Source organism: Terriglobia bacterium, from assembly GCA_035712365.1.
GTDB lineage: Bacteria > Acidobacteriota > Terriglobia > UBA7540 > UBA7540 > SCRD01.
In genome coordinates this window covers 26,456-49,591 of record DASTAW010000007.1, presented here as the reverse complement: position 1 = coordinate 49,591, position 23,136 = coordinate 26,456, and the positions used below count along the sequence as shown (strand labels likewise).

At 58.6% G+C, this 23,136-nt stretch carries 20 protein-coding genes and 1 pseudogene; 13 read left to right on the top strand and 8 right to left on the bottom strand.

What is annotated here, in order from left to right:
- Positions 1 to 204: 204 nt before the first annotated feature.
- The 4 genes from VFQ24_01775 to VFQ24_01760 all read left to right on the top strand — a co-directional run bounded on the left by VFQ24_01775 (position 205) and on the right by VFQ24_01760 (position 5,222).
- Positions 205 to 1,752 (top strand): hypothetical protein, encoded by a 1,548-nt coding sequence (locus tag VFQ24_01775; GenBank protein ID HET9177066.1) that lies wholly within the window; start codon positions 205 to 207, stop codon positions 1,750 to 1,752.
- 290 nt (positions 1,753 to 2,042) lie between these two features.
- Positions 2,043 to 3,680 carry a hypothetical protein gene (locus tag VFQ24_01770; GenBank protein ID HET9177065.1) on the top strand — a complete coding sequence of 546 codons (1,638 nt, stop codon included), beginning with the start codon at positions 2,043 to 2,045 and terminating at the stop codon, positions 3,678 to 3,680.
- A 410-nt stretch (positions 3,681 to 4,090) separates the two neighbouring features.
- Positions 4,091 to 4,735: a CAP domain-containing protein gene (locus VFQ24_01765; protein HET9177064.1), complete on the top strand. Its 645-nt coding sequence runs from the start codon at positions 4,091 to 4,093 to the stop codon at positions 4,733 to 4,735.
- Between the two features lie 259 nt (positions 4,736 to 4,994).
- Positions 4,995 to 5,222, top strand: coding sequence for a hypothetical protein (locus VFQ24_01760; protein HET9177063.1), 228 nt, complete (start codon positions 4,995 to 4,997; stop codon positions 5,220 to 5,222).
- A 177-nt stretch (positions 5,223 to 5,399) separates the two neighbouring features.
- Here VFQ24_01760 and VFQ24_01755 read toward each other — a convergent pair whose 3' ends face one another.
- Positions 5,400 to 6,245, bottom strand: coding sequence for an IS1 family transposase (locus VFQ24_01755; GenBank protein ID HET9177062.1), 846 nt, complete (start codon positions 6,243 to 6,245; stop codon positions 5,400 to 5,402).
- On the opposite strand from VFQ24_01755, the gene VFQ24_01750 reads away from it, so the two are divergent.
- The 5 genes from VFQ24_01750 to VFQ24_01730 all read left to right on the top strand — a co-directional run bounded on the left by VFQ24_01750 (position 6,244) and on the right by VFQ24_01730 (position 11,910).
- Positions 6,244 to 7,224: a hypothetical protein gene (locus VFQ24_01750; GenBank protein ID HET9177061.1), complete on the top strand. Its 981-nt coding sequence runs from the start codon at positions 6,244 to 6,246 to the stop codon at positions 7,222 to 7,224. The two genes, VFQ24_01755 and VFQ24_01750, sit on opposite strands and share 2 nt — an antisense overlap.
- A 702-nt stretch (positions 7,225 to 7,926) precedes the next feature.
- On the top strand, positions 7,927 to 8,607 hold the full coding sequence (locus VFQ24_01745; GenBank protein ID HET9177060.1) for a YceI family protein: 681 nt from the start codon (positions 7,927 to 7,929) through the stop codon (positions 8,605 to 8,607).
- Between the two features lie 49 nt (positions 8,608 to 8,656).
- On the top strand, positions 8,657 to 9,076 hold the full coding sequence (locus tag VFQ24_01740) for a DUF2141 domain-containing protein (protein ID HET9177059.1): 420 nt from the start codon (positions 8,657 to 8,659) through the stop codon (positions 9,074 to 9,076).
- A gap of 262 nt (positions 9,077 to 9,338) precedes the next feature.
- Positions 9,339 to 9,689, top strand: coding sequence for a hypothetical protein (locus VFQ24_01735; protein ID HET9177058.1), 351 nt, complete (start codon positions 9,339 to 9,341; stop codon positions 9,687 to 9,689).
- A gap of 319 nt (positions 9,690 to 10,008) precedes the next feature.
- Entirely contained in the window at positions 10,009 to 11,910 is a 1,902-nt protein-coding gene (locus VFQ24_01730; GenBank protein HET9177057.1) for a hypothetical protein, read from the top strand.
- A 319-nt stretch (positions 11,911 to 12,229) separates the two neighbouring features.
- On the opposite strand, the gene VFQ24_01725 is transcribed toward VFQ24_01730, so the two are convergent.
- Positions 12,230 to 13,642: a cation:proton antiporter gene (locus tag VFQ24_01725; protein HET9177056.1), complete on the bottom strand. Its 1,413-nt coding sequence runs from the start codon at positions 13,640 to 13,642 to the stop codon at positions 12,230 to 12,232.
- Positions 13,643 to 14,121: 479 nt separating this feature from the next.
- Here VFQ24_01725 and VFQ24_01720 point away from each other — a divergent pair, with 479 nt between their 5' ends.
- A complete protein-coding gene (locus VFQ24_01720; GenBank protein HET9177055.1) occupies positions 14,122 to 14,547 on the top strand; it encodes a hypothetical protein in 426 nt (141 codons plus the stop codon).
- An 88-nt stretch (positions 14,548 to 14,635) separates the two neighbouring features.
- Positions 14,636 to 15,895, top strand: coding sequence for a cupin domain-containing protein (locus VFQ24_01715; protein HET9177054.1), 1,260 nt, complete (start codon positions 14,636 to 14,638; stop codon positions 15,893 to 15,895).
- A 231-nt stretch (positions 15,896 to 16,126) separates the two neighbouring features.
- Here VFQ24_01715 and VFQ24_01710 read toward each other — a convergent pair whose 3' ends face one another.
- Positions 16,127 to 16,426: a DUF3303 family protein gene (locus VFQ24_01710; protein HET9177053.1), complete on the bottom strand. Its 300-nt coding sequence runs from the start codon at positions 16,424 to 16,426 to the stop codon at positions 16,127 to 16,129.
- Positions 16,427 to 16,875: 449 nt separating this feature from the next.
- Here VFQ24_01710 and VFQ24_01705 point away from each other — a divergent pair, with 449 nt between their 5' ends.
- Positions 16,876 to 17,271, top strand: coding sequence for a hypothetical protein (locus tag VFQ24_01705; GenBank protein ID HET9177052.1), 396 nt, complete (start codon positions 16,876 to 16,878; stop codon positions 17,269 to 17,271).
- Between the two features lie 1,277 nt (positions 17,272 to 18,548).
- On the opposite strand, the gene VFQ24_01700 is transcribed toward VFQ24_01705, so the two are convergent.
- The 3 genes from VFQ24_01700 to VFQ24_01690 all read right to left on the bottom strand — a co-directional run bounded on the left by VFQ24_01700 (position 18,549) and on the right by VFQ24_01690 (position 21,628).
- A complete protein-coding gene (locus tag VFQ24_01700; protein HET9177051.1) occupies positions 18,549 to 19,181 on the bottom strand; it encodes a hypothetical protein in 633 nt (210 codons plus the stop codon).
- Positions 19,182 to 19,481: 300 nt separating this feature from the next.
- On the bottom strand, positions 19,482 to 19,907 hold the full coding sequence (locus tag VFQ24_01695; GenBank protein ID HET9177050.1) for a DUF4136 domain-containing protein: 426 nt from the start codon (positions 19,905 to 19,907) through the stop codon (positions 19,482 to 19,484).
- A 461-nt stretch (positions 19,908 to 20,368) separates the two neighbouring features.
- Entirely contained in the window at positions 20,369 to 21,628 is a 1,260-nt protein-coding gene (locus tag VFQ24_01690) for a YbfB/YjiJ family MFS transporter (protein ID HET9177049.1), read from the bottom strand.
- Between the two features lie 82 nt (positions 21,629 to 21,710).
- Here VFQ24_01690 and VFQ24_01685 point away from each other — a divergent pair.
- Positions 21,711 to 21,851 (top strand): annotated as a pseudogene (locus VFQ24_01685) (MerR family DNA-binding transcriptional regulator).
- Between the two features lie 2 nt (positions 21,852 to 21,853).
- Here VFQ24_01685 and VFQ24_01680 read toward each other — a convergent pair.
- A complete protein-coding gene (locus VFQ24_01680; protein ID HET9177048.1) occupies positions 21,854 to 22,099 on the bottom strand; it encodes a transcriptional regulator in 246 nt (81 codons plus the stop codon).
- A 51-nt stretch (positions 22,100 to 22,150) separates the two neighbouring features.
- Positions 22,151 to 22,696: a hypothetical protein gene (locus VFQ24_01675; GenBank protein HET9177047.1), complete on the bottom strand. Its 546-nt coding sequence runs from the start codon at positions 22,694 to 22,696 to the stop codon at positions 22,151 to 22,153.
- Positions 22,697 to 23,136: the final 440 nt, after the last annotated feature.

Sequence of the window (23,136 nt, the reverse complement as noted above, 5' to 3'; positions counted from 1 at the left end):
TCTCAGCCCAAGGCCTACTGCCATTGGAAAAGATAGCCACGCCGGCCTTCACAGCGGCGCGGCGGTGGGACTTCGCCCAGGAAGGAACGGCACCTGGCCGCTTTCCTGCTATTGATCAGATGCCATATAATTGACAGCAAGAAAAAGTGGGAGTGCGACGCAGCCAGGAGCCGGCAGCTTAGCAGGCGGCATGGAGGTACTGATATGAAGCGAAGGCTGTCACTTGCGCTGGAAAGTCTTGGAAGTTCGCGCAAACGGCCCCAGTTCACATCCGGGGCGGGAATTCTTGCCCTCCTTGCCGTATCAGTTCTTATCATGTCCTGCGGGGGGTCAAGCTCAAGCTCATCTAATAACAATCCCGCGCCCCCTTCGGTCCCCTCGATTCAGAATATTAACAATTCCACCGACCCCTCCAGCCCTATTAACCTGCCGATTGAAATCAACGGCAGCGGTTTTCAAGGTTCACCCGGCAAAGTGGTCTTTACGCAAGCCTCCTCGGGAATTGCAGCCACCGTTACGCCAAACGCAGCCGGCTGGACCGACCACGGCGTTGTGGCCAACGTGCCAAAAGGCGACGGCACAAACTCCTTCACCGTGCCCGGCACCATTTCCGTCGCGGTTACGACCAGCGGAGGAACCAGCAACGCAATATCGCTGACCCTCGCGCAAACTCTCGCTTTTAACGTGAACAGCCTTGGCTGGACAACCACAACGCCCCTTCCGGTGGCACTCACCGGGCTTCGTGCGGTGGCGGTTCCCATCGACAGCCTCAAGGCCTTTGTTGTGGTGACTGGCGGCTTTGATGGCGCCGCAAACTCGAGCAACGTATACTGCAACACCATCAGTCCGACAGGCGCCGTAGGTCCTTCGTGGACCACCATTCCCACAAACATCCTTCCGCAAACCGTCGCGTACCATGCCATGGTGGAAGCTGATTCCACCAACTCTCCTGTTTCCACCGGATCGCACTTTATCTATGTCCTGGGAGGACAGGTTACCTCTGGCGGCACGCCCGGCGGAACAACCAATGTTTATATGGCCGGGGTCGATTCAAACAGCGGGGCGGTGGGAACCTGGACGCAACTTGCTTCGTCGCTGCCGGTGCCGCTGGTGGGCGCAGCCGCCGCACTTTCGAACGGGTATGTCTACGTCGTGGGAGGCCTGAATGCTGACAGCACGCCGTCGGCGAATGTCTATTCGGCCCCGGTTAAATCCGACGGAACGCTGGGTGCGTGGACACAGCAGTCCGCCAACCCTTATCCCCTGGCAATCTCCTTTGCCACGGAATTTGGATATGCCGGGAGACTCTACGTTCTGGGCGGCGACCCAACCGGATCGATCAGCCCGGGGGCGCAAGGCAGCCCGGGCATCAACAATGTGAATTTCGCCACCATCCTGAACGGGGTTGTCGGGACCTGGACCACCACTTCATCAACCATAGTGAAACGCAAGAAGCAGGCCACCTGGACGGCCTTCGGGCAAGTCATCGACGCTGAAGGCGTGTATGACGGAAACTCGGGGTCCCAGGAACTGGAAGCCAGCAGCATCAATGCCGACGGGACGCTCATGCAATGGACCGGCATCGCTGCCGGAGACTCACCTGGCGCAAACGTGTACAACGCCGCGGCTATCGTAAGCCCACTGCAATCGCCCGCGTCAACACCGCGTTTCCTTCTTTTGGGCGGGCAGGGTTTTGCGACAATTGGCATAGGCTCGCTCAGCAGCCAGGTCTTTTTCAACAACGCCCCTTGACCGCGGACGGGTGGTCAGCGCGTCCAGCAATTTTCCGGCTGTGGGTCTATTCCACCGCAAAGAAGTCCGCGGTCGGCTTTCGCCTCCCCCGCAGCGTGCAAACCTGCTGCTCTCATCTCGCTATTCGTTCCTGCCCGCTACCATCACGGGTGGCTGCGTTCCCTGCCCGCGATGGCTTCCCCGGTTAACTCTCCGGTAAACACCTGATTGCCGCTCCGGCAGACGCAATATATACTTTGGCGTTTCAGAGTGCCGCTTGGGGGAATCCAGTCCTCAAGTAAGGGGGGAAGATGACCACGGTTTCAAGAGCAAAACTCATTTGTCTTATTGCATGCCTGATGTGGGCCTTGCCGCTCGCTGCTGACAGAACGCCGCGCGCCGAGACCCGGACGGCCAGCAAGATCGGCACCACGAGTCCGATGGCCAGTTACAGGGCCACGCACCACTCCCAACCCAATGCGCCGGTGCGCGTGTTTCCATTGCGAAAGCCCAACTCGCGTCCCGGAGGCGGAGGTGGCGGAGGCGGGACAACCTGGACAGACTCTCTGCTCCAAACGAATCCTGTCAACAGCGACTCTCGCAGCGTCATTGAGGGCGGCATTGATGGCCTCACGTCGGTCGGCTACGTTCCTCCTGACACCAACATTTCGGTTGGAAATGGCCAGATTGTCGAGACCGTGAACGTCACCTACGCCGTCTACGACGAAACCGGGCACGTATTGCAGCCCGCCACGGCGATGCATGACATCTGGGCGGCGGCAGGCGGGACATCCTTGTGCTCTTCGGTTGATGGCGGCGACCCCATCGTGCTTTACGACAAGGTCGACCAGCGCTGGATCATCAGTCAGCTTGCCTACAACGGAAGCCTGTCGGACAATCATTTCTGCCTCGCCATTTCGACCTCGCCGGACGCGACCGGCAGCTACGATGCATACGACATCCCGTTCGGCAAGAACTTCCCCGATTATCCCAAGCTGGGCATCTGGGCCACTGGAAGCTGGACCGCTCCCGGCTCGACGTCCGGGGTATATTTCTCCGCCAACATCTTCAGCGGCGGCAACTCGTTTGCCGGCGCCCAGATGTGCGGCTTCCCGCTCAGCGACGTCGCCAACCCGCCAGCCTCGTTCGAGTGGGTGTGCAGCCCGGTCATGTCGAACCTTTCGAGCGTCCTGCCGGCGGACCTGGAGGGCAGCCCTGGGGTGACCGGAACGACCAGCCCCGCCCCCTCAGGCGCGGGTGAATACTTCCTGGACTTTACCGGCGCCAACGCCGTCCAATTGATCAAGTTCACACCGAACTTCGCAAGCCAAAGCGTCAGCATCACCGGGCCGACGAACATCGCCGTAGCCACGTTCCATGAGGCATGCGGCGGTGGCGCGTGCGTCCCGCAGTTCGGCTCCAGCGCCCGGCTCGATTCTCTGGGCGACCGGCTGATGTACCGCCTGTCCTATCGCAACTACAACGGCACTCAGTCGATGGCGGTCTCCCACTCCGTGCAGGACAGCTCTGCCAGCAGCCAGACGGGCGAGCGCTGGTATCAGTTGACGAGCACCGGGGGCAGTTGGACCGTAGCCAAGAATGGAACGTTTGGCCCCAACGATGGCCTTTACCGCTGGATGGGCAGCATCGCCCAGGATAAACAGGGCAATCTGGGCCTCGGCTATAGCGTTTCGAGCCCGTCCGTGTTTCCCTATCTCGCCGTCACGGGGAAGACGCCCTCCGAAAACGGGATGGAACTTGAAACCCAGTTCAATATTGGCAAGGGAGCGCAAAAGTCTGTCAACCGCTGGGGCGATTACTCCAGCATGAGTGTCGATCCCGCGGACGACTGCACCATGTGGTATGCCAACGAGTACCTCAAGAAGACCGGCTCCTACACCAACTGGGGAACGCAGATTGTAGGATTCAAGTTCAACGGCTGCAACTAGCGTGGTGCGTCCCAGGTAGATTTACGGTATTGGTGACACGGCCAGCCTGGCCCCGCCCAGGCGGGAGCGGGACGCCCGTAGCGCCTGACGGCATCGTGAGGAAACGTTAGACGCACCCCACGAGGTCCGCCCGGCTGACTGCTGCGGATGCGGATTCCACTTCAACCGGGGGCGGGTCTCGCCGTGCCCGCTATCTTTTGCTCCATCGCCAGTCCATCCACGACGGGTCTTGCCTGAACAAACTCCTCCAGTCATCCACCGCCGCAATAGTAGGGGAATGGGCGAGCGCCCCATCCACGCGGGCCGCTGCAACTGGACAAGGGGATTACAATGGCCGTGTGCGCAGCTCTTTAAGAAGAGGGATACTTCAGGGCGACGGCAACGGATTATACGCGTCAGGATGATTCAGGATGAAGACATATTTCCCCTGCCCGCCCGCCGCTGTATCCACTACGTTCTTCTGGATTGCCGTCCTGGCATTCGCGAGGCCTGCGCAAACTCCGGGGCGGGTCCTGCCCTATTTTGCGCCTCCGCCAATGGCTCGAGCTCAGGCGGTGCCAAAAGCCCTTCCGCCAGGTGCGGCGCAGACCTCGGACAATCGCACGATGTCCGGTCTGGAAAGGCAGATGTTGGCGCTGGTCAATCGCGACCGGCGCGACCCTGCGAACGCTGGCGAAACCCATGGCCGGGCGCAATCCCTCAGATGGAACGAGAAATTGGCTCAAGTGGCGCGGGAGCATTCCCGCGACATGCTTCGGCACCGGTACTTCAGCCATTTTGACCAACAGGGCCGGAGCCCCTTCGTTCGAATCAACGCCACTGGAATTCACTGGAGTGCTTTGGCGGAGAACATCGCCATCAACCAGACTGTCCGGGAAGCGGAAGAATCCTTCATGGACGAGCCGCGCTTCCAGAACAATCACCGGGGCAACATCCTCGACCCGAAATACACAGACGTGGGCATCGGCATCGTGCAAGCGTCGGACGGCGATCTTTACATTACGCAGGATTTCGCCGCCATCGCGCCCGAACGCGGCGCCGGCAGCAGGAAGTAGTGCCGCCCCAGGGTCTGCCGCGCCCCGATTTTCTGGCGGGCAGGCCGCGCATATGCTGAACCTTTTGCGGTGTATGCGGGCGGTTGGACTCAGTTGTCAGCCTTCCAGGAAACCAAAGCCCGCGCCCCTGGGGAAGGGTGGTCGCGCAACGCGACCGGCTGATACTCGCGGATAACCTGCTGGAACTAAAGGTCCATTGTAGATCCGGCGTCCGGGCGCTAGGCTCACTCTAGTGTTCAGGGTTCGGGGGGATGCGACGATGGAGATGATTGAGCCCGACCAAAATCAGACAGAGACTGCCCCGTTTGAGCAGATATGCCCACGGCACGGCGCCAGGATACGCCGGTATCACGGCTGCCCCAGATGCGTGATTGAGGAAGTCCGCCGCCACGAGAGCCGGATCGATCCCTCAGTAACCCGCGAGGACCCGATTCCAGCAGATTCGATTGAAAAGCAGGTGGCGGCCAGTGCCGGCCTCCAGTATTGAGACCCGCAGTTTTGTGGCGGCCCCGGCTAGCCCAGCGCCTGTTTCGCACGATCACGGATTCATCTGACCCCGGCATGCGATACCGCGCGGCCCTGGCCGCAGATCGGTTGGGCGCGTTTCGGGAAGGCCGGGGCACTTGTCCTGCACTACACGACCTGGTAGTGGGTCAATTTGAACTCATGCCGCCTTTGGCATTTGACCTGCTATGAGCCGAACCAATTCTTCGATCTTCCAAATGTGATCTGACAGCCCCGCTTCCATTGCGGGTGTAACCCTGAGAGTCTTATGGACACGGCAGAAATTATAGTGGACAGCATAAAGCGCAACCGCATGGCGAAGGTTCTCAACCTTCTTGCTGAAAGCGTTCGTCAGGCGGGTAAACCGTCTCATGGACATCCGCATCGTGAGGTTTTGCCTTTCGACATAGCTTGTCGAAATGTGGCGTCGGTCAGGTTTGCCACTAATCACAGCGGCTGTAGCTCCAAGACATACGGCAGGGCTATAACGCCTCTCGGATTCGACGGGCGCCCCGTAAATCTTCGTCAGCGTGGCATAGTCAATATCAGCCCCAAAAGCCCCTTCGATGGCATCAAGGTATGCCCGATGTCCGTCTGTGGTCAATTGCACCCGATGGGCAAGGCGTCCGGCCAGATCGTTCATAAACTCGTAAGCCGATGCGCCATCACGCGTTCCGACAAGGTAAGAAATGGTCAACTTGGTATCGGCGTCAATTCCAATCCACGTCCAGACGCTCCCATACCCAAATTGCCCCTGTTTCTCAGCCGGAACATTTTTGTCTTTGGCATAGCAAAACTGCCAAATTTCATCACATTGAACGCGACGGGCTTTCACGTTTCGCACTGCGCGGTCGTGAAATTCAGCGCACGCCGTTCCAAGGTCTTCCAAGAGACTAAGGATTGTTCCTTTAGCCACGCCAGTCATACGGCTCGTGGAACGAATGGAGTTCCCTTCAACGAGGGCGCTTACAACGGCAACTTGCTTGGAGAAAGGGAGTCTGTTCATGTCCAATATTATGCTTGAACGCTCAGGCATTGTCAAGGGAAATCTTTGTAAGGTTGGGGAAAATATTTCAGGTATGATTGGCACTCACAGACGATGGCACGGGAATATCATTATTCGGCGGCCGCGAGACAGATGGAGCACCAAGCCAATGACAGTGACAATTGCTGCTTTGTGTGACGCAGTTAGCCGGACCCAGACCGGTAATTTCATAATGTGTGCCGACACTCTCATCAGCTACTCAGATGCGAGCGGGACACCGGTTAGTGGCAATCCCGAGGGAACAAAGCTATACGATTTGCCCCACGGGTTCTATATGGCAATAGCTGGTGACATAAGTCAGAGCCATCAAGTAGTGAGCTATCTTCACCACCAGATGACTTCTTTTCAGGCGTCCGATCCTAACTTGGTTGACCTAATCAAACTTTCTCTGGACAGGACTGCCGAGTATGTTCGCATGTGGATGCGGCGCGAGGTCCTGGCTGATTATGGAGTTAGCCTAGATGAGTTCCTGGGAAAAAGAGACTTGCAAAAGCGAGATGACATAGCAGGGGAGATAAGAGATAGAGTGATCTCAACTCAGGTTACGGTTGCGGGGTTTACTCAAGCGGGAAAGCCAGTTCTGTTTTTTACAGATTGTGTGAATATTCAGGAACAAACCAATCCTGGATTCTTCTGCGGCGGAGCCGGGGCCAATGCGGCATTACATTGGCTGAATTTGAGAAAGCAAAACTGTTTCATGTCTACCCAGAGAACTTGGTATCACATCCGGGAGGCAAAACAGTTTTCAGAAGTGTGCCCTGTCGTTGGCGGTCTTAATCATACAATTCTTTTGCGGGCGGGCAAGCCTATGGTTAACGTTAGTGCAGTCAAACCCCTTCTGAATGCGTGGTTCCAAAATATGTACCCACGAACCACGGACTGTCTTGAAGAGGAGGCGACACGCCAATCGTTCATCTCAGAGTACGAGATAACAGACTAATACTTACGCTTTTCCCATCGTGCCTGAGCGGCTTTTTGTGCAATTTCCGACCGCCGTGCAGGGCTTAGAGCTTTTGCTCTGGCTGGCCCACCCCTTGGCCCCCCTAGTTTTCCAAGAGCTACAGCAGCCGGGTTCTTTTTAGGTTTACCAGTGGCTTCGATATGGTCAAAGACTTTCTTGGCAAGCAAAATAGGGTCGGTTGTTCTTGAACGCTTAGGCATACCACTATGATGACTCTTATTGAAAAGGGACACAAGAGAAAAACCTGCGGAATTCAAATTGACCCACTACCCACGACCTCCTTACTCGCTTCCTTTAGACCATCCGCAATCGCCAATCCCCATGTGCAGGACCACTTCGCTTCATCCACTTAACATTTACAAATTTGCCACAAATGCCTGACAAGCCATGTGTCGCCCAGGTGGTACGTTTGTCCTCAGGGGGAAGCCAGCGGCGTGCCCTTACGGTGCGCAGGCGTGCACGCTGGACCACTGAGGTCTCTCGAGTACTGCGGCGGCGTTCCTGGCGCTGGCTCGTGGCTTGGCCTCCATTTTGTGGCGCGGCCATCCTGGCCGTTTATTGTGGCCGCAGCACGGGCCAGGACGCCCGCGCCACAGAAGGTCATCCGGCATCGAACAAAGTGCAGCCGCGGGGCTTATTCGCCTGCAAACGCGGGCATGCCATCGAGAAAGGGAGTCTCTAATGCAAAAAGCGCGAACTGTGCGGCGCTCTGCCGCCGGTATTCTGTGGCCCATATTGCTCCTTGTCTCTGGAGTGCCGTCACTGCGCGGAAGGGGAATGCCCTCTCCGGCGGACGAGGCCGTGGATTACGGCGCCTCCTACCTGGTAGCAATCACAGGCACCACCGGCTTATTCGCATTTGCCGGCCACCGGCACGCTGTCCTCGCCAGCGATTGGTCCGCTGACCTCAAGGTAAACCCTGACGATCTGAGCCATGCAAGTGCGGTCATTACGCTGCCCACGGACAAACTGGTCGTCGACACTCCCGCGGCCCGGCAAAAAGCCGGATTGGGGAAGGGACCCAGCGAGTCCGAGATGCGCACAATCCAACAGCGGATGCTGAGCAGCGAGGTCCTCGACGCCGCGCGCTATCCGCAGATCAAGTTCACCGCAACGGCCATCAAAGCGCAAGGCAGCGGTCGGCTGCAGGTCACCGGAAACATGGAAATCCACGGGCACAGTCATCCCGTCACGGTCCAGGCGCAGTACCGCTCTGATGGACAGCAGGCCGCGTTTGACGGCGAATTCCAAATCCAGCAGACGGACTACGGGCTTAAGCCCGAAAGCGTTGCAGGGGGAACGGTGAAGGTGAAGGACGCCGTCACCCTGAAGTTTCACATTGTGGTGAGAGTTGCGCGCTAGGCGCCGGCTCGTTCAGAAGGAGCGTCATACGTTCCGATACAGATTCTGCTTGAAATTCCTCGAATGCCTCCTGCTTTTCGGCGTTCCGTGCTGGGCGTCTGGTCATGGATACACGCTGACCATCACGGCGCAAGGCGTTTCCAGCAGCGAGGGCGTTGTGGGAGTGCTGGTCTTCAACTCGCCGCGGGGCTGGCCAACAGATAATGGCCGCGCGTTCCGGGCTGTCGCGGTGCCGGCCCATCCGGGTTCAGTGGAGATTCAAATCTCTGATTTGCCGGCCGGCGAGTATGCCGCCGTTGTGCTGCACGATCTGAACGAGAACCGGAAGCTCGATCGTAACTGGTACGGCAAGCCTAAGGAACAGTGGGGCATGTCGCAGAACCCGCCGGTGCATTTTTCGGCGCCAGGCTTTGACAAGGCGCGTTTCACTCTCGACCGTGACGAGACCATCAGCGTTAAACTCCACTGATGCAAGTTTGCCTGCGGGCACAGACGCTCGCCGGTCCAGCAGGCCGTTGAAAAAGGCCACCCGTCATGCTGAGCCCGCGAAGCGGGAGAAGCACCCAAGTGATTCTGCACCACACGTCATCATTCCAAGGGCCGGTACTCTTCCGGCCCGAGGGATCTGCTTCTACGCCCGAGGGAACAGCAGATTCCTTTTCCCGCTCTGCGGGACCAGGATGACGTGGTAGAGGAGGCTGCGTTACACTGCTCGATCAGGTGGACAGAGTATGCGGCTGCGTTCGCGACTAGGATTGATTTTCCTCATCACCTACCTCGCCATTTTTCTCTTTGCCGAGATACTGGCCTTCCGCTCCCTCATTTTTGACACGGCAAACTCGGAGCTTTCAGGAGTTCCTGCGATATTCATCACGCTGCCCTGGAGCATCATCTTCGGGCGGTTCTGGGATTCAGTCGGCTTCGTCAATTGGTATAACCGTTTTGCCGGCTCGCCCGCGCTCTACGGCTTCTTTGCGTCGCTGACGGTCCTGCCGGGATTGATCATCAACGCCGCCATCCTCTATTACCTTGGCAGTATCATTGACCACCTGGCCGCGAAATCCCGACCGCCAGCAGCTTGAAGCTGCCGGCGCCGCTGGCAATTGCGCGCCCTCGTTTGAAGTTTAACTCCTGTGATTCGTACGACTTCAATGCCAGATGCCAACAGCAGCGCCCTCAACTCCCCTGTGGAATGGCACTAAAGTTCTAGTACTTAAGTTCTTTGACGAAGTAGTTTATAAGTACCAAAGTGTAACCAGCACCCGGGAAAAGCGATAGATGAGCGTCCCGATGCCGAGGGGTGAAAGGAGAATGCTGCTGGAATTATTTGATTGATTGACGGAGCCTCCCGGAAGTGACCAGCAGTGCGCGGGACCGGCCCCGCCAGCGGCATGCCGCAAAATGAGAGGAACCATCAGTTTTGAGCAGGAACTTCGCGCCAGTCGTTTGGCCAGCGGGCAAAAAAAAGGGACGCGGCCTGACCCTGCACCTGATCCGAGGCAAAACGAGCGGCCCTGGCAACACGACATCGAGCAAGTGCAACAGACGTTGAGGGAAGTACTGCGGGCCGTCGCCAGCTTTTCGGGCGTTGAGATTCCAGGCTTGCCTGCGGGCGTTCAGGACGATTCCGCGTCCGCGCCCAGGCTGCACATGAACACTCTGAAGGACCGGCTCCGCAATGACCTCGAAGGGTTTTCCCTCAAGACGACGGCGGAACTGGCGAAGAAGGCTCGAGAGCAAACTCGCGCCGCCCTGGAAGCCATCCAGAATGAGGTAGGCGGCCACATCGAGCAGGCTGCCGCCGAATTGCGGGAAGAATTGCAGCTTCCTGCTCAGGTTGACAAACTGCTGCAGCCCTGCGTTGAGCAATCGGAAGCCAGGCTGGAAAAGTCCTTCTCCCAAAAGTTTGAACAGCTAACTGCCAACCAGCAACAGTCGATACAGGACACGCTCCAGAGCGTGCTGGGATCCATCCAGGCGCAGATGCAGGCGCTGGAACAATCGGTGCAACAGGTCCGTGAGCTGAAGTCGAATTCGGGTGCGCAGTTGTCAGGCGAGCAGCAGAAGGCCGCGCTGGACAGTGCGATGAAACAATACGAAAGCAGGTTCAGCAATGAGATCGACAAGGTTGAACACCTGCTTACCGAACAGGAACGATCGGTCCAGGACAGGCTTCACAGCGCGCTGGGTTCCGTCCAGGCGCAGATACGCACGCTGGAACAATCGGTGCAACAGTCCTGTGAGCTGAAGTCCGAGTCGGTTGCCCGGTCTTCGGCAGAGCTGAACTCGAAGATTGACCAACAGCTCGCCGGGCAGCAACGAGAGATCCAGGAAAAGATTCAGACTGCTCTGGGCTCCGTCCAGGCACAGATGAGCGCGCTGGTTGCCGCTGAGTTCCAATTGCAGACCCCGGCGCAGATTGAAAAGTTGCTGGGCCCCTGCGTCGGACAAGCAGCGGCCAGGCTGGAAAGCTCATTCGTCCCGAAGGTCGAACTGCTGCTCAACGAGCAGGAGCAATCGCTTCAAGAAAGGCTTCAGAAGATTCAGACCTCCGTCCAGGCCCAGATGAGCATGCTGGACCAGAAGGCGCAACAAATCCATCAGGTGAAGGCCGATCTGCTCGCGAAGCTGTCGGCGGAACAACCGAATGCAAGGCTGGAGGGCCTGCTCGCCGAACATGACCGGTTGGTCCAGGACAGGCTCCAGACTGCGCTCAGCTCTGTCCAGGCCCAGATGAGCACGCTGGACCAGAAGGTGCAGCAAGCCCGCGAGGCGAACGCTGATTCGGGTGTGTCGATGTCAGCGGAGCAGCAGAACGCAGCGCTGGAAGCTGCGACGAAAAAGTATGAAGGCCGTCTCGGCAACGAACTCGAGAAAGTTGTGCGCCTGCTTGCCGAACATGAGCGGTTGATCCAGGGCAGGCTTCAGACTGCGCTCAGTTCCGTCCAGACCCAGATGAGCGCGCTGGAGCACGAGATGGAACAAATCCGCGAAATGAAGGCCGACCCCGCTGCGCAGAGCTCACCGGAGCGGCCGGCGGCGGATACTGCGATGAAACAAGCTGAAATCAGCCTGAACAATGGAATCAAGGACTTTCTCGATCGGTCGTTCTCACGCATCGAGGGTTCGTTCAACAGTCTGATGGAAACTCCCAGGTTCAAGGCAGTGCAGAGCACCCACGCAAAGCTTGAATCGCTGCGCAAAGCGATACCCAACGGCACCACGGACATGCTGGTCCGCGTGCAGCAGGCGCTCGACAATCTCGATCGGCTCGGTTCGAAAGATCCGCTTCCCTCCAGCTAAACCGGTAGCCGCGGTCCGGTCTACCGAACTCCCAGCGCCTGCCGCCCTGTAGCGCCGGGCTTCAGCCTGGCATTCTTGCTTTTACAACCTGCCGCCCTGAAGGGCGGCGCTACAAAGTCAAGGCCGGCGGCGGGGACCCGGCCGCCCTGCGATCAGCCGTCCTTCCAATCACTCAATCGCCAATCGCTCACTCAACCCATTGATGCGCCCGTCACGCGCCGCTGTCCCTCCGGCGCCTTTTCCCCCTTGGCGACGGTTATGCGATTTTCTTGCGCGCCCCCGATGACGCGGACGGAGCTACGTCCCCCTAAACGCGAAATCACGCGCTCTCCTCACCCACACTGACAGGTTGCGCGAAAGTTTCCGCTTCCGAACCGGACGTCAAAGCGTGAAGCACGGGCGTGGTCGCTACCGTCGTAACGATCGCCATAATCACCAGCATGGCAAACAGGGCCGGCGAAAGCACGCCTAAATCCATGCCAACGTTGAGGACAATCAATTCCATCAGGCCGCGAGTGTTCATCAGGATTCCCAGCGATCCTGACTCCCGCCATGTCAGCCCTGTCAGCCTGGCCGCCAGCGTTCCTCCTCCAAATTTCCCGATCGAGGCCACCGCAATGATCACCAGGCAGATGAACCAGTCCCTCAGCCCGTGCACCAGCCCAATCTGCGTGCGCATTCCTGTAAAGGCGAAAAAAACGGGCAGGAAAAGCACAACCACGAGGTCCTCGAATTTTTCCCGGATGTCGCGCGCCAGTTGCGACCCGTGAGGAATGAGGGCGCCAACCAGGAAAGCTCCGAACAGGGCGTGAATGCCGATTCGTTCGGTGGTCAGAGCAGCGACAAGCAGCGCGATGCAAACGATCACAATCGAATTCTGGCTCGGCCTTCGCAGGCTGGCATGCCGCCGCGCGAACCAGACGGCGGCAGGCCGGACAAAGAGGATGACAGCCAGGATAAAACACGCAGTCAGACCCAGGGTGATCAACGCGTGGCCGGGCCGCGCCGCGGTTACGCTGACTACCAGGGCGAAGAGGCACCATCCCGTCACGTCGTCCACGGCCGCGCAGCCGAGGGCCACGGCCCCAAGCTGGCTGGTGTGCATTTTGCGGTCGGTCAGAATGCGCGCCAGCACCGGGAAGGCCGTGATGGACATGGCCACGCCCATAAACATTGAAAAGGCGACAAACGGCACATCGCTTGTGGAAAAAATCGGATAGAGCTTGAGCGCCAGAGCGCTGCCCAGAAGGAAAGGAAGCACAATGCTGGCGTGAGATATGGCTACGGAGGCGTGGGTGCGGGCCCGCAATAAGCTTGTGTTCAGCTCGACCCCGACCAGAAACATATAGAGGATCACGCCTAAGTTGGCGATCACGGAAAGGTAAGGCGCCACGGAAGGCGGAAGCAGCGAGGCAAAAACACCCGGCGCCAGGCGGCCCAGCAATGAGGGGCCCAGCATGATTCCGGCGATCATTTCGCCGATCACAGGTGGCTGGTTAAACCGCTGGAACAAAAGGCCAAGCGCCCGTGCGCACACAACAATCACCACCAGCGCCAGCAGGACGTGCCCCATCAGGCCCGGGGCCTTCCACCCCAGGCCAGTCCCGAACCTGGCACGCCCCTGCGCGGAAGGCACGACGATGGCGCTTCCGGAATCCCGGATCAGCAGAAAGAGCCCTACGGCGACTGCCACCATCGCCGAATAGAACAAGACGAGCTTGAGTCGGGCCATTCGCTCTCCTTACCCCTCCAGCCCTTGGTCGGATTTGGGTACTGTAGCATGTCCTGGCGCGCGGACGCATCCGGTTTAGACCCGCCATGCCCGGGGTTGGGCTGGATGACGGCCCATTTCCTACGGCTTGCGCCATGGGCTAAGTCTTTCCTCCCCTCTTCGAGGCTTTATTAGCCGTCAGCCTTCAGCAGACAGCGGTCAGCCTTCATAACCGATAACCCGGGACCCTGGATCGGGAGCGTGTAATTCGTAATTCCTGCCCGTTACTTCTGGCTCCTTGCTTCTCGATGCCCTTTTCTTCGCGTCCGATCTGATTTATGCTAGGGTTTCTCACCAGAATTACACAAGAGCAGGTCAGGCAGCCAGGGAACCGAAAGGAATCGAGAGGATTAATACCGGGGGGAGCATCGGTGGATGAGGACCCGCGGCCTGCCAAGAAAAGCGATCGACAGGGCGGCTGGGTTCGAAAGGAGCTAACGATGAAGAACAAGAAAGACAACGCCGATCAGGATTCAATCCGCACTCTTCATGACGACCAGATCGTCACCGAGCGGAAGCTTCCGCGCAGGTCATTTCTCGCCACGGCAGGCACTCTCATGGCCGGGGCAACGGCCATCGTTACCGGCGCCCGCGCCGCAACCCTCGTCGCCTTCCCTCAAGGTCAGGGTGATCCTGGCCAGCAGAAGCCCGGCGACCCTGATAGCCAGAAGCCGAGCGATCCCGATAGCAAGAAGCCAAGCGATCCTGATAGCAAGAAGCCAAGTGATCCCGATAGTCAGAAGCCTGCGGACCCCGATCAGCAAAAACCGGCCGATCCTGATAGCCAAAAGCCGGCCGATCCGGATCAGCAGAAGCCTGCCGATCCCGATCAGAAACCACCGAACGCAAAGAAACTTAGGGGTTAGGCCTCCGCTGATCAGGACCTGAAAACGCGACGCTACAGTTGTCTCTTGCAACGTCTAAAAGCTTCCTGCGTCGCACACAGAGCTTCGTATGTCCAACCAATCCTCGATGGAGTCAATCCCTGCTGATGGCGCCGTGGAAACTGAAAAAGGTTCTGCATGGAATCCAGGTGAGGGGCCTTCACTTCGCTGGCTGATCAGTCCTATCGAGAAGCAAAGTTTCTTCAAGGAGTACTGGGAAATCAGGCCGCTGGTTATCCACCGCGGGCAGCCGGATTACTTCTCTTCCCTCATATCTCTTGATGAAGTGGACCGCGCCCTCACCACGCTCGACCGCCGCTATCCCAACACCATTCTGAAGAACGCTGCCCGCGATATAGCCCGCCGTGATTACACTGTGGACGGCGAAGTGCTTGATGTCGCGAAAGTCTATCAGCATTTCGCCGACGGCTCGACCATCACTCTGGCCTTTCTCGACAACGTTGTTCCATCGCTTACCCGGTTTTGCAGGGCGCTCGAATGCGAGCTCAGTTTCCCCTTGCAAACCAACATTTATCTCACGCCGCCCGGCGCGCAGGGAGCCCGGCCTCACTACGACACTCACGACGTGTTTGTTCTTCAGGTCGCGGGTTCCAAACAGTGGACCGTTTATGGCACGCCTTACCAACTGCCGTTGGCCAGTCAGGATTTCGATCCGGAAGTTCATAAGAAAGGCGCTGTCACGCTCGAGTTCGATCTGCGCGCCGGCGACATCATTTACGTCCCTCGCGGAGTGGTTCACGAAGCCCGCTCAACCGATGAAGTATCCCTTCACATCACAGCCGGGATTCTCAGATACACCTGGGCAGACTTGCTGCTGGAATATGTGGCCGGCGCCTGCCTGAATGATCCCGCTTTTCGCAGGTCGCTTCCGCCGGGGTTTGCCCGCCCGGGTTTTGACAAGGCTCAGGCCAAACAGGCTTTGCACGCGCTTCTGGGCCAGGTGCCGCTCAAGGCCGACTTTGACGCGGCGCTCAACCGCTTTCTGGATGCGCTTGTCCGTTCGTGTCCGCCTCTGCTGGAAGGACAAATGGCCCAGATTGCGGCGCTCGACGCTTTGACGGCTGATAGCCTGGCGGGCGCCCGGCCGGGCGTGGTTTATTACTTGCAGGAGACCGATGACTCTGTTGTCATCCACCTCTGCGGACGCAAGATCACTTTCCCGTCCTTTGCCGCCGATGCTCTCCGTTATGCTCTGCGCCATCCGGAATTTTTGGTTCGCGATCTGCCGGGCGGCCTGGATGACGCCGGCAAATTGACTTTGGTCCGCCGCCTCATCCGCGAAGGCCTGCTCATGGCCTTGCACCGTTAGCCCTTTCGCCTGCGCCTGTTCGTGTAGCGCCGGGCTTCAGCCCGGCATTTTTGCTTTTGCAACGTGCCTTTTGCCTTTAGAACGTGCCGCCCTGAAGGGCGGCGCTACAAAGGCGGCCAGCCGCGGCGGCGACGTCGCCACCCCACGACCGCCGCTGCGCCGGGTCACGGACGGTAATCGAGAGGGCCGCAGATCCCGCAGAGCGGGACGGTCTGAGTTACCAGACAGATTTCAGCGAACAGAGTCGCGCCAGGCCATAGCTTTCTCCATGATTGCCGGCGATTTGTCGGTTGGCACGATCGGCCGGATAGAGAAATTAAAAAACATTGCCCAGGGCGCAGTCGCCTCCAGAATCGCCTCCGCGGAATTCGCCTCCGCTATGGCGATGCCGCCGTTCGAATCCGCGTAATCGTAAAAGCCCTTGAAATCCAATCCGGCAGGCGGCTGCCAATTCTTGAACAGTTTGAGCGACCTCTTTTCGGTTTCCTCAGTGGCGCTGGCTCGATTCTCCCACGCTATGGCGAAGAGCATCTTGACCTCCTCCAATCAGAAAGTATTCAGAATCTCCACCCGCAGCTTTAACCAAGCCGATAACGTACCACCTGACCACTAGGAATACAACCGGCGGTTGCCTCGGAGCGCAAAGGGCGGGCGAGGGGTGTTTTCAGGGGGACGCAGCTTCAGCTACGTCATCACCACCACCCCACAGCAGCCCGGCTTCAGCCGCTGATGACCTTGTACGACCGTTGGTCCTCTGCCGCAGCCCAGCCGCTACACCAGAGCATAACCCGGAATTGTAATTGCTGTCGCCGCTTGCCAGTGGCCACAGCGGTTTTCATCCTTCATCCTTCACACTTCATCCTTCATCGAACTTCCAGCACGCAACGTCTCGAGTAACCTGGGACCGGCCTGTCTCGTCTGAACTACCATCCACGGCCGTTTGGACCAACGGCTGGACAAACCACATTAAGGAGAAAACCATGAAGCAGAGCAATCAACTGTTTGTGCTGGGGCTGGCGCTGGGATTGGCATTGTTTACCGGCAGCGTGGCAATGGCCCAGGGCGGTTCGGCAAGCGTGGCGGGCGCCTGGACCCTTACCATGACCGGGCAGCGCGGCACTTCCGAGCAGACGCTCAAGCTGGAGCAGAACGGCAACACGGTGACAGGCACCATCACGGGCCGCAGGGGAGACAGTCCCGTCAAGGGTTCCGTGACGGGCAACGAGCTCACCTTCAGCGTGACTCGCGAGACGCCGCGGGGCACCTTCACCATGAACTACAAGGCCACGGTCGACGGCGATTCGATGAAGGGCACCGCCGGCAATGACCGCTTCAGCCTCGACTTTACAGGCAAGCGCACCGCCAGTTCTCAGTAAGCGAAGCGGGTGGACGCTCTATCGGCTGCAAATAAGAACCTCTCTTTTGAGTGGCAGCGCGATCCCGCGGTTGCGGTCTGCGGGTGCAACTGCTGCTGCGGGTTTATCCCGCCGTCTGCCGCCGTAGCGCCGGGCTTCAGCCCGGCACGCGCCCTTCCCCGCTCGTCGGTGCTTCTTCATCCTTCATCCCTCACACTTCGTACTTCGTGCCCCGCCTTCCGGCGCTTCTTTCTCTGCCATCTGAAATTTTGAATTTCTAATCCCCTGGCGTGTGCGCCTCACGCCTCCCACTTGCCCCATACCACCTGCCACCTACCACAGTCTGCCGTCCGCCGCTTCTTTATCTGCCATCTGAAATTTTGAATTTCAAATCCCCTGGCGTGTGCGCCCCACGCCTTCCACTTGCCCCATACCACCTGCCACCTACTACGGTCTGCCGTCCGCCGCTTCTTTCGCTGCCATCTGAAATCTTGAATCCGCTGCGGTGTGAACCCGGCTCGTCACTCATCACTTGTCACTCATCACTGCTTTGCTAACAGGGAGAGGGTGGGCGCGCAGCGACCGGGTGAGGGGCCGTCCTCGCGGGCCCGCAAAATCCCGCGCGCAGAAAGTCCACGGCACAAAACCGCTGCCGTGGCTGTAAGCTAGCGGGACCCAGGCATTGACACTGCTGCAGGCCCGGCTATATATTACTGCTCGAAAGAAGCTCCCTAGGCGGCCTGAGTGAAACATGAGCTCCACAACAAAGCGCACAAGAAGCGAACCCTGCGCATCAACTGTACCGATGACCCCGTGCTGACTATCACGCGCAGTAATCGGTGGCGTAATAGGATGGTTTACATTCTGACGACCCCTAGGTTATACAAGCACAAAAGCGGTCGTCGGTCGCGAATAATCTACATCGGAACAACGAAGAAGGGAGCCGCGAGGCCTGCGGCGTCAGCAGTCAACAAGGCTAGCCAGGCGTTCGGTAAATTACACGGGGTCAAAACCATCGACGTGTATATAGCCACATGCGCCGGCGTTCCCGCCGTTAAGACCTGGAAGGAGCTAGAATCGGCTCTGGTCCACACATTCTGGAGCCGGTACTTCCAACTACCTCGGTATAACAAGGTAAAGCCCAAGTTAAGGAACGAATTGTTCAGACAACGCGCGCTGGAAAATCTCATAGAGCGGTTCGAGGCTTAGCTGGTAGCGGGCTCGTAAAATCCCGCGCAAAAAGCCCTCGGCACCTAACCCGGTGCCGTGGCAATGTGGCTGGCCCACCCCGTTGCTCATCATGCTCCCTTGATATTCCATGAGGGTTGAATCATCTCAATCAGTCCCGCTTCAAGCCCGGCTGCCGTGTTGATGGGTAGACCCTGCCACTCAAGGGGATTGGGCGTGGCCGCAAGCGCTCTGACGTGCTTCCCCTCGGCTAACGTGCGCCCAATCAGGCTGTTGATTCGTGCGCTCGTCCTCTGTCGCTTGTGGCCCCGGCGATACTGGTCAAATCGCGTCCTGAGTCCGTTGAGGGTAAGCCCCACGTAAACGACAACATCATCTACAACAAAAGCGTACACGCCGGGCGAGGTTGGAGCCTGGCCGGCGAACCTTATTGCGCTTTCTCCATCTCGAGTCCACTCACCAAGCAGCTTGAATCCCGCCTTAGTTAACGCTTGCCAGGAAACGTCCTTGCGAGATGGCGGGGCGGCCTCGACAGCTACCGACTCTCTTTCAACCTCCACTTGTCTGCGCAGACCACCAGTGATCCCGGACCGAAGGAGGACATTCCGCACGTGCTGATAGCGAATACCAAGAACCCTGCTGATTTCTGTGCGGGTATAGCCTGCCTGTGCCAGTGCGCGGATCTTGTCCGCTGTAGTTGTTTGCGCTGAGATGATCTCATCCGCAGAGGGTCGAGCATCCATTCGGCCTCCTGTCCGTGCCTGTCCCCGCTGAACGATGCTGGCATTGTGGTTGGTCGCCAGGCATCGTTTCTATGCCGTGTGGGTTCGTAAGATTCCCCCGCAAAAAGTCCACGGCACAAACCGTGTGCCGTGGCTGCCCGCTTCCAGCGGGACATAGCTTCAGCTATGTCATCACCACCACCCTGCAGCCGCCCGGCTTCAGCCGCTCAAGGCATAGTGCGACCAGCATCATACTTTTGCCGTGGGTTCGCAAAATTACGCGAATCCACGGCAGAGAAGCGGCGCGGAGGCGGCGAACATTCAGTTGCAGTGCTTCGGCGCGCCCTTCATGAGCCTCTCAACAATTCTCTTTGCCACTTTCTCAGGCCCGTGCTTGGCCATGTTCCCCCACCAGAGGCTCCGGTCACCAGCAGAACCGGCCCAAACCACCTTGCCGGAACGGTCAGTTATCGTAACGTTCCCCGTCATCTTGTTTGCGGTTGAGGAATTGTACCAATGGCTCTTAAACGTTTGGGAATCCCCACTCATGATTAGGTCGGCTTTCTGCTCAACAGTAGTCACCGTGAGCGGGAATCCGTTATTCACGAGTTGCGCACGGATGTATCCGTCCAACCCTTGCTGCATGGGTGCAATGTAGAGCGTTTGACCGCAGCTAATCGGCGAGGGCTGGGCGAGAGCCGACGCAGGTGCCGTCCAGAATATGGCAGCGAGTAATAGGTATTTCATTTCACCTCCCTGAAGCTAGTCGTAGGTGCACCGGACTTGTGTCGTGGCTACCAACATGCTTTTTCATATCTTGCTTGAGTGGCGCTTAGGTCGAACGTCTTGCAACCGGTGCGGCATGCGAACACCGCAAGGTCTTGATTCCACACGTATATCATTTAAGTAATTGGAAGTCAAGAACATAAACTAAGCATGACAAGTCACTGAATAAGAAACAAGGGGCCGCATGGGTAGCGTGGTCCTCCGGGCGGGTCGCGCATACGTCGCTCTCTTTGCGATGTATGCGGTGCCATTGGTAGCCACGGCACCGGGCCTGTGCCGTGAGCTATTGCCCCACAAAGAACCCACAGTCAGAACTGCACTGACTGTGGCTACCGGCTCATGTTATTACGGTTGGACTGCCCGGTCGATAGTACCGCCGAATTCTTAGGCGGCGAACGGCCCGTTGGATTCCCCATTCAATTTCACTTGGGCCTGGATGCCTGCGGTTTCGCATTTATCCGGGCGGCTGATGCCGCGTGCGAGCTGGCGGCTTCGAAAAGCGCTCCGGCGAGGAGAGCGGCTGCGCCGACCGCGAAAATCAATCCGTAGGAACGCGTTTCTGCAAACAAAAAGGACAATCCCCATGCGTCTGCCGCATACACGATGGAAAAGCCGGCGGTCATCCAGCCCCATGCCTGTTTTTGTCCGGAAATAGGAACAAGTTCGGATACCCTTCCGGCCGTAAGCGTGACCACTGCCATAGACATTGATCCGACCAGAACGGAAGATAGCGTTAGAGACCATGCGGAGTGCGAAAAAACGGGCAAACCCACGCCAACGGCTTCGATTACTATCGCGCAGCGCAAGCTGAAGGCGAAGCCCGCGCCATCCGCGACCAGGCCAGCAAAGATCGGTCCTGCAGCAGCGGCAAATCCCATAATCACCCAGTAATGCCCGCCAGACGCCAACCCTCGGCGCAGCCCGCGGGCGATAAAATCCACCCAGAAGACGGAATGCGGAGCGAACCCAGCGGCGGCGCTGCAATAAGCAGCCAGTAATAGGGCCATCGGCGCCGAAAGCCTGATCGAGTGGTTTTCGGCCGGATGCGTTGACACAGGCGTTCGGAGACGTGGCCAATATCGCCATGTGGCAGCGGTCAGAACAAAGCTGGCTAGGCCGATGCCCAACCATGCCTCCGCGAGGCTGCGGTTCGCCAGCACGGGAACGAGCGTTCCCGAGGCTGCTATTCCTGCTCCGATGCCGGTAAAAATGACGCCGCTGGCGCGCCCCCGGAACTCTGCCGGCGTGCGGGCGATAATCAACGGAACGGCGGTGACCATCAGGAAACCTCCCGCAACGCCCGCAAGGAACCGCCATAGAAAAAACCAATCGAACCCGATCGGCCTCACGCACGCGACAAAGCTCGCGGAAGCAACGATCATGCTCGTTCGAATTGTGATGCTTGGCCCCGGCTTCCATCGCCGATGGCCGGCAAAAAACGCGCCCACTACGTAGCCTGCCAACGCTGTCGCCGCGAGGTAATCCGCTTTCGGCGCCGAGAACCAGTGTTGCCGTACTAAGGCTGGGATGAGTGGAGGATAGGCAAAACGGCCGATCCCGATTCCTACGAGGAGCGCGACAAAGCCGGCGAGCGTGCCCCGCCATGGATTGGATGGATTGTTTTGGAGCTCGGTCATCCGTGATTTTGCCGCTTTCGAGCCATCGATCGTACTTGTCGTCAATCTGCCTCCCTCTCTTACTTTCAAGAGCTACTAAGCATATTCTGCTACTTCAAGTCGACTTGAGGTCAAGGGGTATGCAGACGTGGACATAACTGAAGTGTCGCGGCGGTCGGGTGTTCCTGCGTCAACGTTACGGGTCTATGAGGAGAAGGGGTTAATCTCCTTGGTCGGCAGGAGGCGCTTACACCGAATATTCGCTCCCGGCGTGCCGGAGCGTCTGGCGCGTCAGGCGTCTCCGACAATTTCGCGCAGGTAGGCGACGTAGTCCTCGAAGGCGCGGCGGCCCGACCGGGTGAGGCGAACGCGCGTGCGGGGCTTCTTTCTCACGAATGTTTTTTCGACTTCGACGTAGCCGGATTCTTCAAGTGTGCTGATGTGCGCACCGAGGTTGCCGTCCGTGGCGCCGACGATGGCCTTGAGGCGCGTAAATTCCAACTGCGCGCGGGAAGGCAGCGCTTTGAGCGCGGCCATGATTTTGAGCCGCGTCGGCTGGTGAATAGCGGGGTCGGGTTGTTCCACAGCTCAGACCCTCCTCAGCCACAGGCCACCCGTAATCAATGCCCCGCCGCCTGCGGCTGCCATCCACAACAGGAAATAGTGGGCCAGCCACACATATCCCGCGACGCTCAGTGCACCAAGGGCGAAGCCGAGCAGAACAAACCTCGCGCCGCGCATCCAGAAGCCGGCCATCGTGTAGCATAGAGCGACGAATATGGGAATGATCGCGGCCACTTGCAAGCCCGAGCGCGGCGGCATGATGGCGAAAAGCGCCGCGAAAAACAGGAACACGGCCAGCATGGCGGCGCCAATGCGCCAGTCGCGGGTCCCGGAACCCCCGGCGGCTGTGCAGCGGGCGATCCAGAAATCTCCGGCGAGACCCGCGAGCACCAGGAGCGGCCACACGGCGCCGGCCTGCGGCCGAAAGTAGGTGGCGGAATAACCGGCCATCCAGATGAAGCCCCACAGGATGAGATGGGGCGAGGCCTTCTCGTAGCCGTAGGCAACGGCGCTGCGGCGGGAAGCTTGTTCGATTTCGTGGAGAGAGCGGGCGGCTTGTTCATTGGGCATGGGCATAACGACCTCTTTTTCGATTTGCAGAGTACTCTATCATGCAGAGGACTCTGAGTCAAGCCTTTTGAATGAATTTTGTTGCCGGGGCGCCGCGGCCGGCAAGCACATGCCGCCCCGGAGCGCCCGGCCCGGATCCGGCACATGCCGGCCTGAAGGTCATCGCAACAAAGGCACCCCAGCGCCTGTTGGCCGCGCACGTCGCCAACACCGCAAGCGGTGCAAACCCAGCGCGGCACCGACTTCACGAGCCTCCTATACGAGCCTACATCGAGTTGGACACCCCGAAAATGGGACGGATGGGATTTTCCAGATCCAAAAATGTAAAAATTACAACTTGTTTAGTATCTTATAGTTATATATATTTTTCGAGCGGAAATTGGCCCTCACACATAAAAATTGTTTGTTTGCGGTACACTGGGTAAAAATTGCGCGGCCTG